The organism is Pseudophaeobacter flagellatus (assembly GCF_021228235.1).
GTDB lineage: Bacteria > Pseudomonadota > Alphaproteobacteria > Rhodobacterales > Rhodobacteraceae > Pseudophaeobacter > Pseudophaeobacter flagellatus.
This window is the reverse complement of sequence record NZ_JAJQRG010000001.1, coordinates 233,107-247,486: the sequence shown is the minus strand read 5'-3', so window position 1 is coordinate 247,486 and position 14,380 is coordinate 233,107. Positions and strand designations below refer to the sequence as shown.

11 protein-coding genes are annotated in these 14,380 nt (G+C 59.1%); 4 read left to right on the top strand and 7 right to left on the bottom strand.

All coding sequences use genetic code 11. From position 1 onward, the window contains the following. Positions 1–12 precede the first annotated feature (12 nt). The 5 genes from LRK71_RS01115 to LRK71_RS01095 all read right to left on the bottom strand — a co-directional run bounded on the left by LRK71_RS01115 (position 13) and on the right by LRK71_RS01095 (position 5,954). Positions 13–1,182, bottom strand: coding sequence for a M20 aminoacylase family protein (locus tag LRK71_RS01115; RefSeq protein ID WP_232400485.1), 1,170 nt, complete (start codon positions 1,180–1,182; stop codon positions 13–15). A gap of 24 nt (positions 1,183–1,206) precedes the next feature. Continuing rightward, complete coding sequence (locus LRK71_RS01110; RefSeq protein WP_232400484.1) at positions 1,207–2,373, bottom strand: M20 aminoacylase family protein; 1,167 nt, start codon at positions 2,371–2,373, stop codon at positions 1,207–1,209. A gap of 53 nt (positions 2,374–2,426) precedes the next feature. Next, positions 2,427–2,897 (bottom strand): MarR family winged helix-turn-helix transcriptional regulator, encoded by a 471-nt coding sequence (locus LRK71_RS01105; RefSeq protein WP_232400483.1) that lies wholly within the window; start codon positions 2,895–2,897, stop codon positions 2,427–2,429. A 65-nt stretch (positions 2,898–2,962) separates the two neighbouring features. Beyond that, a complete protein-coding gene (gene argE / locus LRK71_RS01100) occupies positions 2,963–4,129 on the bottom strand; it encodes an acetylornithine deacetylase (RefSeq protein WP_232400482.1) in 1,167 nt (388 codons plus the stop codon). Between the two features lie 4 nt (positions 4,130–4,133). Further along, on the bottom strand, positions 4,134–5,954 hold the full coding sequence (locus tag LRK71_RS01095) for an ABC transporter ATP-binding protein (RefSeq protein ID WP_232400481.1): 1,821 nt from the start codon (positions 5,952–5,954) through the stop codon (positions 4,134–4,136). A gap of 354 nt (positions 5,955–6,308) precedes the next feature. On the opposite strand from LRK71_RS01095, the gene LRK71_RS01090 reads away from it, so the two are divergent. From LRK71_RS01090 to LRK71_RS01075, 4 genes are all read left to right on the top strand, one after another. Next, the gene (locus tag LRK71_RS01090; RefSeq protein ID WP_232400480.1) at positions 6,309–8,009 is read left to right on the top strand and encodes a peptide ABC transporter substrate-binding protein; all 1,701 of its coding nucleotides are present in this window, start codon (positions 6,309–6,311) and stop codon (positions 8,007–8,009) included. Positions 8,010–8,167: 158 nt separating this feature from the next. Further along, a complete protein-coding gene (locus tag LRK71_RS01085; protein ID WP_232400478.1) occupies positions 8,168–9,175 on the top strand; it encodes an ABC transporter permease in 1,008 nt (335 codons plus the stop codon). After that, entirely contained in the window at positions 9,168–10,079 is a 912-nt protein-coding gene (locus tag LRK71_RS01080; protein ID WP_232400476.1) for an ABC transporter permease, read from the top strand. Before LRK71_RS01085 ends, LRK71_RS01080 begins: the two co-directional genes overlap by 8 nt. A gap of 265 nt (positions 10,080–10,344) precedes the next feature. Next, on the top strand, positions 10,345–11,445 hold the full coding sequence (locus tag LRK71_RS01075; RefSeq protein ID WP_232400475.1) for a YeeE/YedE family protein: 1,101 nt from the start codon (positions 10,345–10,347) through the stop codon (positions 11,443–11,445). On the opposite strand, the gene LRK71_RS01070 is transcribed toward LRK71_RS01075, so the two are convergent. Together LRK71_RS01070 and LRK71_RS01065 are read right to left on the bottom strand one after the other, a co-directional pair. Beyond that, on the bottom strand, positions 11,381–12,661 hold the full coding sequence (locus LRK71_RS01070) for a DUF3422 family protein (protein ID WP_232400473.1): 1,281 nt from the start codon (positions 12,659–12,661) through the stop codon (positions 11,381–11,383). The genes LRK71_RS01075 and LRK71_RS01070 overlap by 65 nt on opposite strands. A 283-nt stretch (positions 12,662–12,944) precedes the next feature. Further along, positions 12,945–14,378: an NAD(P)(+) transhydrogenase (Re/Si-specific) subunit beta gene (locus tag LRK71_RS01065; RefSeq protein ID WP_232400471.1), complete on the bottom strand. Its 1,434-nt coding sequence runs from the start codon at positions 14,376–14,378 to the stop codon at positions 12,945–12,947. Between the last annotated feature and the right edge of the window lie 2 nt (positions 14,379–14,380).

The window sequence follows — 14,380 nt, the reverse complement described above, 5'->3', positions numbered from 1 at the left end:
GCAGATTGCCTGTCAGGCGACAGGCATGCGTTGTTCGATAATTTCGGCAAACCAGCTGATACCGGCTGGGATCGCCGCATCGTTGAAATCATATTCCGGGTGGTGCAGCCCCGCAGAGGGGCCGTTGCCCAGCCGGATCATCGCGCCGGGGCGTTCCTGCAGCATAAAGGAAAAATCCTCTCCGCCCATGGCCAATGGCACCTCTTCACAGGCGCCCACCCCCGAGACAGTTTCTGCCGCCACGCGGGCCAGATCTGCCGCCGCCGCATCATTGATGGTAACCGGTACGCCAAGGTGAAAGGACAGGTCTGCCGATCCGCCAAAGCTCTGGGTAATGCCATTAACGATGGACTGCAGCCGCTCTGGGATCAGGGCGCGCACCTGCGGCGAATGGGTGCGAATGGTGCCCCGCACCTCGGCCCGATCCGGGATCACGTTAAACGCCTTGGAAGAGGTCTCAGCCGAGGTGATCGACAGCACGCCCTGCAAGACCGGGTCGACATTGCGCGACATCACCGTTTGCAGTGCACAGATGATATGCGCCATCATCACCGTGGTATCGACGGTTTCATGTGGTTTGGCAGCATGGCCACCGCGCCCCTGCAGCTGCAGGGTGAATTCATCCACCGAGGCCAGGATCGGGCCGGGACGAATGGCAAATTTGCCCAGCTCCAGCCCCGGCGCATTATGAATGGCATAGACTTCATCAATGCCAAAACGGTCCATCAGACCATCCTTGCACATGGCTTCGGCGCCATTGCCGCCCTCTTCGGCGGGCTGAAAAATCACCACGGCAGTGCCATCAAAATTGCGGGTCTCGGCCAAGTATTTGGCAGCGCCCAGCAGCATCGCCGTGTGACCATCATGACCACAGGCATGCATGGCCCCATCAATCTTTGAAGCATGCGGCAGCCCGGTTTGTTCCTGCATGGGCAGGGCGTCCATATCGGCGCGCAGCCCGATGGCGCGGCCAACAGTGTCGCTGCGCCCCCGGATCACCGCAACAACACCGGTGCGGCCAATGCCAGACACCACCTCATCGCAGCCAAAGCTTTTCAGCCTGTCCGCCACCAGCGCAGAGGTGCGATGGGTTTCATACAGGATTTCAGGGTTTTCATGGATATCGCGACGCCAGGCAGCCACCTCGTCGTGCAGATCGGCAATTCGGTTCTTAACGGGCATCGCGCCTGTCCTTCCCTGTTGAGGTTACGCAGCGGGCATACGTCGTTCGACCAGTTCGGCAAACCAGCTGCAGCCCAGCGGAATGGCCTCGTCGTCAAAGACATAAGCCGGGTGGTGGCACATTGGCGTATCGCCATTGCCGAGGAAGATATAGGCGCCGGGGCGCTCTTCCAGCATATAGGAAAAATCCTCTGACGGCATGATCGGCGATGTATCCTCATCGACAGCGACCCCCACAGCACGCGCCGCCTCGATGGCATGGCCCGTCTCGGTTTCGGTGTTGAATGTCACCGGATAACCCGGTGACCAGATCACCTCGGCACTGGCTCCAAAGGCTTCGGCCGTGCTCGTTGCGACCCGGCGCACCCAATCTTCCGCCTGGGCGCGGTATTCGGTATCCAGCGTGCGCACCGTGCCCTGCAATTTGGCGGTATGGGCAATCACATTCGACGCGGTACTATCGGTTTCGAAGGTCCCCACCGTCAGCACCACCCGTTTCACCGGGTCTACATTGCGCGACACGATCGCATTGAGCGAGACAACAATCTGCGCGGCCACAAGGGTGGTGTCGATGGCATCATGCGGCGCGGCGGCATGCCCCCCCTTGCCGGTGACAGTGATCTCAAATTCATCCGAAGAGGCCAACAAAGCCCCGGAACGAATGGCAAATTCGCCAACTGGCTTGCCCGGCATATTGTGCAACCCATAGACTTCCTGAATGCCCCAACGCTCCATCAGGCCATCCTGGCACATGGCCAGCGCACCTGCGCCCCCCTCTTCGGCGGGCTGAAAAATCAGAACGACCTTGCCGTCGAAATTGCGGGTCTCGGCAAGGTATTTTGCTGCCCCCAGCAGGATTGCCGTGTGCCCATCATGGCCACAGGCATGCATTACCCCCGGCGTTTTGGACGCATAGTCCACCCCCGAAGCCTCGTGAATTGGCAGGGCATCCATATCGGCGCGCAGGCCAATCACCCGCCCCGAGGTATTGGTCTTACCCTCGATCACCGCCACAACACCCGTCTTGCCAATGCCCGGCGTCACATCGGTGATTCCAAAGCCGTGCAAACGCTGCTGAACAAAAGCCGCTGTTTCATGCAGCTCATACATCAGCTCGGGGTTTTCATGCAGATGACGCCGCCAGGAGGTCACCTCTTGCTGCATTTCGGCAAATCTATTCTTGATGGGCACAGGCTCAACTCCTCTCACTTGAGATGATTGGTACGAAAATAAAAAACGCTTGTCTACGGGTCTTGCTGATCCCGCCCCTGCGCCGACAGAAAGACGACAAGTTTTTCCTGCAAAAGAGAAATATCATCCTCTTGCAGTCCGCATGTCACCTCAGAGCGAACCTGTGCCAGACGGGATTTGACGGTCAGAATGTAATCCTGCCCAGGCTGCGTCAGCGTCAGGCGCACGGTGCGCCGATCCCCGTCACAGCGCCCCCGCAGGACCAGCCCGTGGTCCTCCAGTTTGTCGACATAGCGCCCCAGGGTGGCGTCATTGATGGCCAGGATTGTCCCATAAACATTCTGCACCAGCCCCGGCTTGCGGAGAATCATCCCCAAAACGCTGAGATGCCCAGCAGAGAGCCCGGATTCCTTGCCGATCAGCTCTACGTGCTGGGCAATCATCCGCCCGGCGATCTGTATCAGCACGGAAAAATCAACGTCTTGATAGACCTCTTGCAAAAGGTCGCTTTCGGTATTGGGCATAGCTACCTTTCGCCGGTGCCAAGAGGAAAGAAGAAGATGTCCGGCCGCACAGGATTCATCCGCCGCTATTGCGCCAGCCGCGCGACCAGCTTTTTCATAAAGTCATGGCCTGCCTCGAACTGTGCCACAGTGACATATTCATTGGGCTGATGCGCCTGGGCAATATCGCCGGGGCCACAGATCACCGCCGAATAGCCTGCTGCCTGGAATTGCCCGGCCTCGGTTCCATAGGTTACCACGTGGGTTGCGTTATCACCGGTCAGGCTGCGCACCAGTGTTTCGGCCTCGCCTGCCTCTTCGGGCACCAATCCTGGCACATGGAAAGCCTGGGTCACATCAATGCGCGCCTCGGGGTGGATCGCCTGCATTCCGGCCTCGACCTTTTTGACCTCGGCCAGATAGGCCTTTTCCCAATCCTTGCCGTTTTCGCCCGGAACCACCCGAAAGCCCATCATGAAATGACAGTCCTTGGCGGTGATGTTATTGGCCGTGCCACCCGCAATCGTGCCGACGTGGCAGGTGGTAAAGGGCGGGTTGAACAGCGCCTGCACCTCGCCCGGCTCTTGCGCCTGGTTTTCCGCGTTGCGCTGATTGGCCCAATCGATCAGCTTGGCGCCTTCCATTATGGCGCTGACCCCAGTGGGCAGCAGCGAGGAATGCACCTCAAAGCCGATCACATGCGTGTCGTAAGCATAGGCCCCGTTGTGGCCTGTGACCGCTTGCATCATCGAGGGTTCGCCAACAATCACCGCCGATCCCTTGGGCAGCAGCGGCTGCATGGCTTCGATCATCGGCGGCGCACCGGTGCAGCCGATCTCTTCGTCAAAGCTCAAGCCCAGTTGTAGCGGACGTTTCACGCCGCGGTGATGTGCCTCAACCAATGCCCAGATCGCCAAGGCGTCAAAGCCCTTCATGTCGCAGGTGCCCCGGCCAAAATATTTGCCGTCGCGTTCCACCACGGTAAACGGATCACTATCCCAGGGCTGGCCATCCACAGGCACCACATCAGTATGCCCCGACAGCACGACCGCGCCCTCGATCTCTGGGCCGACATGAGCAAAGAGCGCCGCCTTATGGGGCTGAGCCGGATCCACCCAGCGATGCGCGGTGATGCCCTGCCCCTGCAGATAGTCCTGCACCCAATCGACCAGCGGCAGGTTGGTGTCACGGCTAACGGTTGGAAAGCTGACCAGATGCTGCATGATTTCCAGCGGTGTCAAAATAGTCGCCATGCACTCAGTACCCGCTATCGGTGGTCAGCACAAAATGGCCTGGCTCGACCTCCAGGTACTGCGAAGGCTCGGGCTTATAGTCCAGCCCGTGAATCGGCGATGGGATGGGTTTGAAATTCAGATCTTTTTCGCTCTTGCGGCGATGCGGGTCAGCAATGGGAACCGCCTTCATCAAGGCCTGGGTATAGGCATGCTGCGGGTTTTCAAACACCCGTGCCCGTGGCCCCAGTTCAACGATACGCCCCAGATACATCACCCCAACCTGATGGCTGACCCGCTCTACCACAGCCATGTCATGGCTGATGAACAGGAAGGAGAGGCCAAGATCCGCCTGTAATTCCATCATCAGGTTCAGCACCTGCGCCTGTACAGAAACATCCAGCGCCGAAACGGCTTCATCGGCGACAATGAGTTTGGGATTCAGCGCCAGAGCGCGAGCAATGGCAATACGCTGGCGCTGACCGCCCGACATTTCATGCGGATAGCGACGCATGAAACTGCGCGGCAGCTGTACCCGGTCAAACAGATTAGCAACCCTATCCTGCAGCTCGGATCCAGAGGCCAGGCCATAGTTGCGCAGGGGTTCTGCCACCTGATCCAGCAACTGCATCTGCGGGTTGAGAGAGGCAAAGGGATCCTGAAAGATCATCTGCATATCAAGCCGCGCCTTGTGCAGTTCCGAATGATTCAGTCCCAGCACATCGCGGCCCTCAAACTCGACCTTGCCCGACAGCGGTTCAACCAGCCGCAACAGCGACCGCCCCGCCGTGGATTTTCCGCAACCCGATTCGCCCACCAGCGACAGGGTCTGTCCTTTGAAAACCTTGAAAGAGACATCTTCCACCGCATGCACATTTGCGACGGTCCGGCGCAGCAAGCCGCCTTTGACAGCGAATCGCGTGGTCAGGTTTTCAACATTCAACAGCACCTCATCGGTGCCCTTGATCGGGGCAATCTTCTGATTGTCGACGCCCATCAGCTTCATCGGTTCAGGATAGGCCTTGCCCTGCATTTCCCCCAGCTTCGGCACCGCTGCCAAAAGCGCCTTGGTGTAATCGTGCTGCGGGTTTTCAAAGATCTCTTCGACGGTGCCCTCTTCGACCTTGTTGCCGCGGAACATGACGACGACGCGGTCCGCCATCTGCGCCACCACGGCCATGTCATGGGTAATGAACATGACAGCGGTGCCGGTGTCACGTTTTAGCCGATCCATCAGCGCCAGGATCTCGGCCTGAATGGTCACATCCAGCGCGGTTGTCGGCTCATCCGCGATCAGCAGGCGCGGTTCGCAGGCCATGGCCATGGCGATCACCACGCGCTGGCGCATGCCGCCCGACAATTCATGCGGATATTGCTTAAGGCGGCGTTCTGGCTCGGGGATTCGAACCTCGCGCAGCAACTCCAGGGCGCGTTCTTCGGCCTGGGGTTGTGACATATTCTTGTGCACCCGCAGCCCTTCGGTGAGCTGGCGACCAACGGTGAACACCGGATTCAGCGCCGTCATCGGCTCTTGAAAAATCATCCCGATTTCGTTGCCCCGGATATCCTTCATCACCTCACTAGAGGCCTGGGCCAGATCCATCATGCCACCGTCGCGGCGATCAAACATCAGCGCCCCGCTAGAGATCTCTCCGCCGCCAAATTCCACCAGACGCATCAGTGACAGCGAGGAGACGGATTTTCCCGACCCCGACTCGCCCACGACGCAGACGGTCTCTCCGGGGTTCACATCAAAGGAAACATTCTCGACGCCAACAACCGGGCCATCCTTGGTTTGAAATTCAACCCGCAGGCCTTTGATTTGCGCAATAGGTTGATCAAGCACCTGGCGCCCCCCTGTATTTATTATGTTATGCGGCCCGGTTTCGGGCCTGGCCGAAATCTACGTCGATCTTGGTCCTGTCGTCAAATCTGCCTTTAATAATCTCGAATGGAAAGCCTTGCCGGAAAAATCCTCTGGTAAGGCTTGCATTTTCCTCAAACTCTGTTTCGATACGCCCAGTATCTGCCCATCTTGACGGGTCAGCATAGACCCCGTGATTTGAAAAGCGACTGTTTTTCAAATTGTTCCGTGCAATATGAGGTAGAGCGACATCGTATCCGCAGCTTTGCGGCAACAAGCCAGGCCCTGGTTGCCTGGCACAAAAAGACACGTAACGTGTTCGACAAGGAGAGTGTAATGAAACTCAAAACCCTTTTGATGGGTGCCATCGCTTCGGCAGCCGTCGCTCCGGCAGCTTTTGCCGAGCGTGGCGCCGATGGCCAAGTAAATATTATTTACTGGCAGGCCCCTTCGATCATGAACCCCTTTCTGTCCGGTGGGACCAAAGACGTCGAGGCCGCCTCGCTGGTGATCGAACCTCTGGCCCGCTACAATGAAGTTGGCGAAATGGTGCCTTTCCTGGCATCCGAAGTTCCCTCCGTGGAAAATGGCGGCGTCAGCGAAGACCTGACCACCATCACCTGGAAAATTTCCCCCGGCATTAAATGGTCCGATGGCACGCCATTCACCTCGAAAGACGTGAAATTCACCGCAGACTACTGCATGGATCCCGAAGGTGGCTGCGCCCAGGTCACCAAATTCGAAGGTGTGAGTTCGGTTGAAGCGCTGGATGATCTGACAGTCAAGGTCACCTTTGCCCAGCCAACGCCCTTTCCCTATGGCCCCTTTGTTGGCGGCGAGAGCCCCATCATTCAGGCCGCTCAGTTTGCGGATTGCATGGGTGCCAAGGCCCCCGAATGCACCGAGGCCAACTTTGCGCCACTGGGCACCGGCCCCTTTGTTGTGGATGAATTCAAGCCCAACGATGTGATCACCCTGTCGGCCAACCCCAACTTCCGCGACCCGGCCAAGCCTGCCTTTGCCAAGGTCCTGTTCAAAGGCGGCGGTGATGCAACCGCAGCTGGTCGTGCGGTGATGGAAACCGGCGAATTCGACTATGCCTGGAACCTGCAGCTGGCCCCCGAAGTCGTGGCCCGGATGGAAGCCGCCGGCAAGGGCACGCCCGTCGCTGGCTTTGGCCCGCTGGTTGAACGCATCATGCTGAACAACACCAACCCCGATCCGGCGCTTGGGCCTGATGAACGTTCGGTGATCCGCCCGCACCCCTTCTTGGGCGACCCGGCCGTTTACAACGCGATGTCGCTGGCGATCGACCGTCCTTTGCTGGTTGAAATCGGCTATGGCAAAGCGGGTAAAGTCACCTGCAACTGGGTCCCGGCCCCTGCTGCTGTGAACTCTGACACCATGACCTGCGACAAGCAGGACATTGCAGCCGCAAACGCGATGCTGGAGGAAGCGGGCTACAAAGACACCGATGGTGACGGCGTCCGCGAAACCCCATCGGGTGTTCCGATGAAGATCCTGTACCAGACCTCGACCAATGCCGTGCGTCAGGATTTCCAGGCTCTGATCAAACAGTGGTGGAGCGAAATTGGTATCGAATCCGAGCTGCGTAACCTCAGCGGTTCCGTGTTCTTTGGTGGTGATCCCGGCTCGCCCGACACCTTCCAGAAGTTCTATGCCGATGTTGAAATGTATGCCAATACCTTCAACGGTACCGACCCCCAGTCCTACCTGGCCAACGGTCTGTGCGACAAGGCACCTTCGCCAGCAAGCCAGTGGCAGGGTGAGAACATCTCGCGTTTCTGCAATGAAGAGTATGACGCCCTGCATGCGGAGCTGGCAAAAACAGCTGGTGCCGAAGCACGTGCTGAAATCTCCAAGCGCCTAAACGACATCATTGTAACCAACGGAGGTATGATCCCACTGGTTCACCGTGGTCGTCTTTCGGCCCATGCCACTAGCCTGGGTGGCGTTAAGCTCAACGTCTGGGACAGCGAACTTTGGAATGCCGCTGACTGGTACCGCATCAAATAAGCGGATCTTGTAGAAACGGGGCCCCGGTGATTTCATCGGGGCCTCTTGCCATCCGCGCCACGTTCCGTTCTATCGCGGACACGCTGGACAGGCCGCACCCCAAGGGCTGCGCGCCCTTTCCGGATCAACAATAACACATTGCAAAAGGCGCACGCTCTATGCTGACCTTTACAATCAGGCGACTGGTCCTGTCGATTCCGACATTGCTGTTCATCAGTCTCGTGATTTTCCTGCTGCTCGAACTCGCCCCTGGCGACCCCATGGCGCAGGTTCCTCTCACAGTTCCCCCCGAAGTCAAAGAAAAAATGCGCGAGGCCCTGGGCCTTGGCCAACCCGCCCCGATCCGGTTCTGGAAATGGCTGGTGCAATTCTTCTGGATCGAACCCCAGGTGATGATTGACCACTATTTTGGCACCACCTTCTCGCAGGGGGATCTGCGGGTGATTTCCTGGCAGACCCGTTCGCCAGTGATGGACATCGTAATCCAGCGGATGCCACAGACCCTATGGGTTGTCGGCACCGCCTATGTGGTCGCCATCTTCATCGCCCTGCCCATTGGCATCTATTCGGCCTATCGCCAGTATAGCTGGTTCGATCAGCTGGGGACCTTCATATCAATGGTTGGCTTTTCGGTACCGCCCTTCTTTTCGGGTGTGCTGGTCATCGTGATCTTTTCGGTGCAACTGGGCTGGTTCCCTTCGATCTATGACACCACACATGTGGTGAATAGCTGGGACAGTTTTGTCTATCAACTGCAACAGATGATCATGCCGGTCATGGTGCTGGCGCTGCAGATCACTGCCCAGCTCAGCCGCTTTATGCGGGCCTCGATGCTGGACAACCTGAACCAAGACTATGTGCGCACCGCCCGCGCCAAGGGGCTGAGCGAATATGTCGTGGTCATGGTGCATGTGCTGCGCAATTCGATGATCCCGGTGGTCACGGTGATTGCCCTGGGCATCCCGGCGATCTTTGGCGGCGCCATCATCACCGAACAGGTGTTCAAGGTGAATGGCATCGGCCAGCTGCTGATTGGTGCGATCCAGGCCAATGACCTGCCGATGGTGCAGACGCTTACCTTTATCTTTGCCGTGCTCATCGTGCTGTTCAACCTGATCGCTGATGTGCTCTATGGCATTCTAGACCCGAGGATCCGCTATGACTGAGCTGAGCAATCCGATCCCCAGCAAACCACCGCGCAGCCAGTGGCTGGATGTCTGGGACCAGTTCAAATCGCACCGCGGCGCCCTGATGGGCGGGATTTTGTTCCTGCTGATCGTCGCCACGGTTTATCTGGGGCCGTTCTTCTGGGATATCGACGCAACCCATATCGACATCCGGGCGCGCAACCAGGGGCCCAGCTGGGCGCATCCCTTTGGCACCGACCAGCTAGGCCGCGATATGCTGGCGCGGATGATGGCCGGGGGCTCTACCTCGGTCTCTGTTGGGCTGACGGCGATGATGCTGGCGTTGTTTCTCGGCTCCTTCATCGGCGTTGTCGCGGGCTTTTTCAAACGGCTTGATGGGCCTTTGATGCGGCTCACCGATCTGTTTCTGGCGCTGCCCCTCCTGCCGCTGCTGCTGGTGATGATGCTTTTGTTCCGAGAGCCACTGAATGCGGCCTTTGGGCCTGAGCAGGGCATTTTCATCCTGATCGTCTGCGCCATTGGCATCACCTCCTGGATGCCCACTGCGCGAATCGTGCGCGGCGATGTGCTGGCCATCAAGGAACGTGAGTTCGTGCTGGCGGCCCGCTCCATCGGCACCGCAGACAACAAGCTGATCACCCGGCATATCCTGCCCAATGTGTTGTCACCCATCATGGTCTCGGCCACCCTGGGCATCGCCACCGCGATCATCACTGAAAGCTCGCTTTCGTTCCTGGGCCTTGGCTTTCCACCGGATTTCCCGACCTGGGGACGGCTGCTGTTTGATGCCACCGACTATCTGCAACAGCATCCCGAGCGGGTGTTCTGGCCCGGCATCGCGATTTCGCTGACAGTGCTGAGCGTGAACTACCTAGGCGACGGGCTGCGTGACGCGCTGGATCCACGGATTCGCGGCCGCTAAGATCGGCGGGCAGCAAGGCCTTTGCGGCAGCAATCGCTGAGACATATTCAAATAAGAAAATAAATATCGGCCGTCCCCTGGGGCGGCCGATATTTATTTTATCGCGCCGGACTTTGCGGGACAGGGTCCTGCCGAAATCACCATTAACAGAACGTCTCTCCTGCCTATTCTGATGAATGCGCCGCTGTCCCCCTTGTCCTGGGGCGCATTTGGCCTCATTTCGGAAAATCATTCCAGTTCAGCTCCACACTATCGGGAGAGACCCATGTTCGAGACCCTCGGCTTTGAAGAGACCGGACCGCGCGCGGTATCAGTATATTTTGCCATTCTGCTTGGCCTAGGCTTTGGCGGCCTGGCACAGCTGACCCGGTTTTGCTTTCGTCGCGCCCTGGTTGGCGAGGATCGTCGCCAGGCTTCCGGGATCTGGGCACTGGCACTGGCGGTTTCCGTGCTAGGCACCCAGGCGGCGGTTGCACAGGGCTGGATCAGCTTTGACGATCACCGGCTCTGGGCAGCAGAGCTGCCGATTGTCGCCATCGTTCTGGGCGGGGTGATGTTTGGTCTGGGCATGGTACTGACACGCGGCTGCATTTCGCGCCTGACCGTGCTGAGTGGTACTGGCAATCTGCGGGCCCTGCTTTGCCTTGTCGTCTTTGCCATCACCGCCCATGCGACGCTGAAGGGCGTGTTGGCACCGCTGCGCACAGGCCTGGGCGGGGTGACCCTGCAGCTGGGCGACTATGCGAGCCTAGCCTCCCTGCCCGGCGGTGCGCTGTTGTGGAGCGCCCTTATCGCCCTGCCGACGCTCTGGCTGGCGCTGCGATCGCAAAACTCTAGCCTCGCCCTCCTCGGTGGGGCCATGATAGGTGCGCTGGTGCCTCTGGCCTGGGTCACAACCGGCTTTTTGCTCTATGATGAATTCGACCCGATCCCGATGGAGAGCCTGTCTTTCACCGCGCCAATGTCCGAAGCCCTGCTCTACACGGTCGCCGCAAGTGCCGTGCCTGCGAGCTTTGGCCCCGGCCTGGTGGGCGGTGTGCTGATCGGTGCCCTGCTCGTCGCTTTGCTGCGGGGGGATTTCACCTGGCAAAGCTTTGACAGCCCGCACCAGACCCTGCGCTACCTGCTGGGGGCCGTACTGATGGGCTTTGGCGGGGTTCTGGCGGGGGGCTGCACCCTTGGGGCCGGGTTGGCTGGGATTTCCACCCTTGGCCTCGCCGCGCCGATGGCCCTGGGTGCCATTGCCCTGGGCGGCGTCACCAGCCACCATCTGCTGCAAAAGGCGCAGCGCGCCGATGATTCTAGTGAAGCCGCTTCTTCACCCGCCGCACCCCAAGCCACACCAGGCCCACAACAGGCAGCGTGATCATAGCTGTCATCATCCCCTTGCTCAGCCCCAGCGCCAGGGCAAGGGGATAGGCCAGATAGGCCGCCAGCGAGACCGCATAGTAGCTGATCGCCACCACCGAGAGCCCTTCGACCGTATGTTGCAGCTGGAGCGCCTGATCGGCGCGCCGATCCATGCTGGCCAACAGCGCCTGATTCTGGCCGCTGCGCTCTACATCGACCCGAGTCCGCAGCAACTCGCCTCCGCGACGGGCCCTATCTGCCAGCCTGGCGATGCGCTTCTCGGTGGATTTCACCGTACGCATGGCAGGCTCGTAGCGGCGCAGCATGAACTCTGCAAAAAGCTGAAACCCGCCATGGCGCTGCTCTCGCAACAGGCCGATGCGTTGATTGACCAGCGCCTCATAGGCACCCGTGGCCCCGAAGCGAAATTCACACTGTGCCGCCATCGCTTCCAATTCTGCCGAAACCGTCAAGAGCTGCGTCAGCGTCTGTTCCGGTGGTGCAGTGTCAGAAGCCATCTCAGCCATCATGCCGCTGAGGTTGCTATCCAAGCGCGCAATCGGCGGCGCAAGGCTACGGGAACGGGAAAACCCCAGCATCGACATCGCCCGGTAGGTTTCTATCTCGCAGACACGCTGCACCAGACGGCCGATGCGCTGTGCCCCCGTCGTGCCATTGGCAAAAAGCGCAAACCGCATATGTCCAGCCGGATCAATGCGAAAATCACCCGCGATCACCGCGCTGTCTTCCAGCACCTCGGCCACGGCCAGGCTCTCGGGTACGAACCAATCCTGCAGGGCGGTCTTGATTTCGCTATCCTGCGGCCGGGGCAACACCCGGATCATCAGCGAGGTCACCCGCTGCCCCGGTAGCTGTTCTAGCCAGTCCTTGGGAAAAACATCAAAATCCGCCGGGTCAAAGGCACGGGCGCTGACCCCATCGCCATAGAGTGTATAGCTGACGAATTCGGTGTGCTGTTCCCACTTCAGCGCATGGCGCCCCAGCTGTGCGGAATGATGGGTGGCACCCGGCTTTGGATGCGCCGCACCGTGCCGATCTAGCAACGCCGTCAGATGCGCCATATCAAGCCCACGATCCCGGTGCACCGCCTGACGCGGCTGCTTTACCGCAAGGTAGATCACCGTGCTGGGACTTTGCATCGCCGGAAAGGGACGCGCGTGCAACTCATTCGCCAGTTCATAGCGCAGTGGGTGGTCTTGGATCGGGGGCATGAAACGGGGTCTCCATTAACTGCCGAGACCATAGCGACCGCGAAAGAACCTGTACAGAATTCTTTTATTTCAATATGTTACCGGGGTACAATGGTATACAGCGCACCCGTCACCACAGGAAACCAGCTGTCATTTGAGGGGGCTCTGCCCCCGGCCTACGGCCTCCCCCGGGATATTTATTGCCAAATGAAACCATGGCGGGCACTCCAATCTGGAGCAGAAAAGAAGAAGGCGCGTCGGATTTCTCCGCCGCGCCTATTCAGGGTGAAACCAGGTGTTATCCCTACTGGATCAAGCCAAGGAGTTGATCCAAGGAGGCCTTGGCATCGCCGTAGAACATCCGGGTATTCTCTTTGAAGAACAGTGGGTTCTCGATACCGGAGTAGCCAGTGCCCTGACCCCGTTTGGAGACGAAGACCTGTTTTGCTTTCCAGCATTCCAGAACCGGCATCCCAGCGATGGGAGAATTGGGATCTTCCTGCGCCGCCGGGTTGACGATGTCATTGGAGCCAATGACGATTGCCACATCGGTTTCGAGAAAGTCCTCGTTGATTTCATCCATCTCCATGACGATGTCATAGGGCACTTTGGCTTCAGCCAGCAGCACGTTCATGTGACCGGGCAGACGACCGGCAACCGGGTGGATGGCAAAGCGCACGGTTTTGCCTTTGGCACGCAGGCGCCGGGTCAGTTCGGCCACATTCTGCTGCGCCTGCGCCACCGCCATGCCGTAGCCGGGGATGATGATGACACTGTCAGCTTCTTCCAGTGCGGTTGCAACGCCATCGGCATCAATGGCCACCTGCTCGCCCTCGACCTCCATCGCGGGACCGGTGCTGCCACCAAAACCGCCAAGGATAACGCTGATGAACGAGCGGTTCATCGCCTTACACATGATGTAGCTGAGGATGGCACCAGAGGAGCCGACAAGCGCGCCGACCACGATCAGCAGGTCATTGCCAAGGCTGAAACCAATCGCCGCAGCCGCCCAACCAGAGTAGCTGTTCAGCATGGAGACAACCACCGGCATATCGGCACCGCCGATACCCATGATCAGATGGTAGCCGATGAACAATGCCGCCAGTGTCATCAGCAACAGTGGGACAACGCCACCTGTGTTGAAGTACCAGATCAGTGCAATCAGAGAAATCGCAGCTGCGCCCGCGTTCAGCATATGACCACCCGGCAGTTTGACCGCAGCAGAGGTCACCCGACCTGCCAGTTTGCCATAGGCCACAACCGACCCGGTGAAGGTCACCGCGCCAATGAAGATGCCGAGGAAGAGCTCAATCCTCAGGATGGCCACTTCGACGCTGTCTTTCTTGGCCAAGAGCTTGGCAAAGCCGTCCAGCGCCTGTTTTTGTTCGGCATCCATGGCCATGACGCGGCCCAGTTCGATATGGGCGATCACGCCCACAAAAACCGCTGCCAGGCCAACCAGAGAGTGCATCGCCGCAACGAGTTCGGGCATCTGGGTCATCTGCACCCGTGTTGCCAACTGGTAGCCGATGACCCCGCCGCCTGCGATCAACAGAATCGACAGCAACCACAGCCCGGAGCCCGGCCCGACAAGCGTTGCAAAGACAGCCAGCGCCATACCGGCAATGCCATACCAGACCGCGCGCTTGGCGCTTTCCTGGCCCGACAGCCCGCCGAGGCTGAGGATAAAGAGAACAGCCGCAACCACATAGGCGGCAGTGGTAAATCCATATTCCATCT